This is a genomic window from Lentzea indica (assembly GCF_012184385.1).
GTDB classification, from domain to species: Bacteria; Actinomycetota; Actinomycetes; order Mycobacteriales; family Pseudonocardiaceae; genus Lentzea; species Lentzea indica.
In genome coordinates, this window is the sequence record NZ_VSRL01000515.1 from 1 (window position 1) to 1,920 (window position 1,920).

Genomic DNA, 1,920 nt, shown 5'->3' on the forward strand with positions numbered 1-1,920 from the left:
GCAGCGCGGTGCCGTCGCCGTCGGCACCACCTCGTGCTGCTCGGCCCACGTGTGCAGGCGTCGAGGACGTCGTCGGCGGCGGCCAGACCGTGCAGCCATCCCGACGTCCACACGACCAGCGTGGCACTTGCACAGGACACGCGACGAGATTACGTGGCCCTGCCCCGTGAGCCCCACCCGGTGTGCCCGATCCGAGACACCTACGTCGCGGGACCGATGTGCTTGCCAGGGCCGATGTGCTGCTGCAGCAGCGTCCGGAACGACGTCACGTCCTCATCGGACGCGAAGGCCCGGTGCGGCACGGAAAGCGACGCCGCGCCTTCGTCGAGCGTCTCCAGCACGAAGCCCTGCCGCGTCTCGGTCCAGCCGGGCAGCTCCTCCCAGACGATCTCCTCGCGCACCGAGGTGCCCACGGCCATCCGGAACGACTGGTCGTCGGCGCTGCCCACCACGGTCCGGCTGATCATCTCGTCCGACGAGAAGCGCCACCACACCGCGACCGGCTCCATGAACCCGATGACCAGCGCGCACACCAGGCCGAACGCCGCGACGGGCACCATGTCGTCGAAGCCGACCAGCAGCACCAGCGAGAACACGCCGAGCACGGTCGCGAACCACGGCGCCCACCTGAACATCGGCACCATCGCGCGCAGGCTGGCCCGCCAGTCCGCAGGGGAGGGTGCCCACTTGAAATCAACACTGTCACTCATATCGCCGTGCATTCTGCTGCACCACGTGCGCCCGCGCCTGGAGTTGCTCCACATCGACGGGTCCGGATTCGGTGCGTAGCGTCGTCTGCGTGACTCAGAACCTGGCCCGCACGGCGGGCGAACTGCGCGCCGCCGGGCACCTGCCACGCGGCGTCAAGACCGAGATCAGGGAGAACCTCCTCGCGGCACTGCGCGAGGGGCGCAACCCGTGGCCCGGCATCGTCGGGTTCGACCGCACGGTGCTCCCGCAGCTGGAACGCGCGCTGCTGGCCGGCCACGACGTCGTCCTGCTCGGCGAGCGCGGCCAGGGCAAGACCCGTCTGCTGCGCACCCTCGTGTCGCTGCTCGACGAGTGGACGCCCGTCATCGAGGGCTCCGAGCTGGGCGAACACCCGCTCGACCCGATCACGCCGGAGTCGAGGAGGCGTGCCGCCGAGCTCGGTGACGACCTGCCGGTGGTGTGGCGGCACCGCGACGAACGCTACGCGGAGAAGCTCGCGACACCCGACACGTCCGTCGGTGACCTGGTCGGCGACGTCGACCCGGTGAAGGTCGCGGAAGGACGCTCGCTCGGCGACCCGGAGACGATCCACTACGGCCTGCTCCCGCGCGCCCACCGCGGCATCATCGCCATCAACGAGCTGCCCGACCTGGCAGAACGCATCCAGGTCGCGCTGCTGAACGTCATGGAGGAGCGCGACATCCAGGTCCGCGGCTACACGCTGCGGCTGCCGCTGGACGTGCTGCTCGTGGCGACAGCCAACCCCGAGGACTACACGAACCGCGGCCGCATCATCACGCCGCTGAAGGACCGCTTCGGCGCCGAGGTGCGCACGCACTACCCGTTGGAGATCGACGCCGAGGTCGACCTGGTCCGCCAGGAAGCCGATCTCGTGGCGGAGGTCGGCGACCACCTGCTGGAGATCATCGCCCGGTTCGTCCGGCACCTTCGCGAGTCGTCGTCGATCGACCAGCGGTCTGGCGTGTCGGCCCGGTTCGCGGTCGCGGCGGCGGAAACCGTTGCGGCGTCGGCACTTCGCCGTTCCGCGCTGATCGGCGAGACCCCGGCCATCGCCCGTCCGATCGACCTGGAGTCGGTGCCGGACGTGCTGCGCGGCAAGCTCGAGTTCGAGGCGGGCGAGGAGGGCCGCGAGGACGAGGTCCTGGTCCACCTGCTGCGCCGCTCGATCGCCGACACCGCGCGGACCCG

Annotated in this window: 3 protein-coding genes; 1 reads left to right on the forward strand and 2 read right to left on the reverse strand. The window is 70.5% G+C overall.

From position 1 onward, the window contains the following. Window positions 1-140: Rv1486c family protein (locus FXN61_RS57140; protein WP_512698775.1), on the reverse strand; the 140-nt coding region annotated here is incomplete at its 3' end. A 60-nt stretch (window positions 141-200) separates the two neighbouring features. Next, the gene (locus tag FXN61_RS49160) at window positions 201-644 is read right to left on the reverse strand and encodes a YcxB family protein (protein ID WP_167980600.1); all 444 of its coding nucleotides are present in this window, start codon (window positions 642-644) and stop codon (window positions 201-203) included. 155 nt (window positions 645-799) lie between these two features. Here FXN61_RS49160 and FXN61_RS49165 point away from each other — a divergent pair. Then, the coding region (locus FXN61_RS49165; protein ID WP_167980601.1) for a sigma 54-interacting transcriptional regulator at window positions 800-1,920 on the forward strand (1,121 nt) is incomplete at its 3' end.

What these genes read in the sequence shown, in the direction of transcription:
- FXN61_RS49160 (WP_167980600.1), bottom strand. Translation starts at nt 644, where the DNA reads ATGGTGCCGATGTTCAGGTGGGCGCCGTGGTTCGCGACCGTGCTCGGC.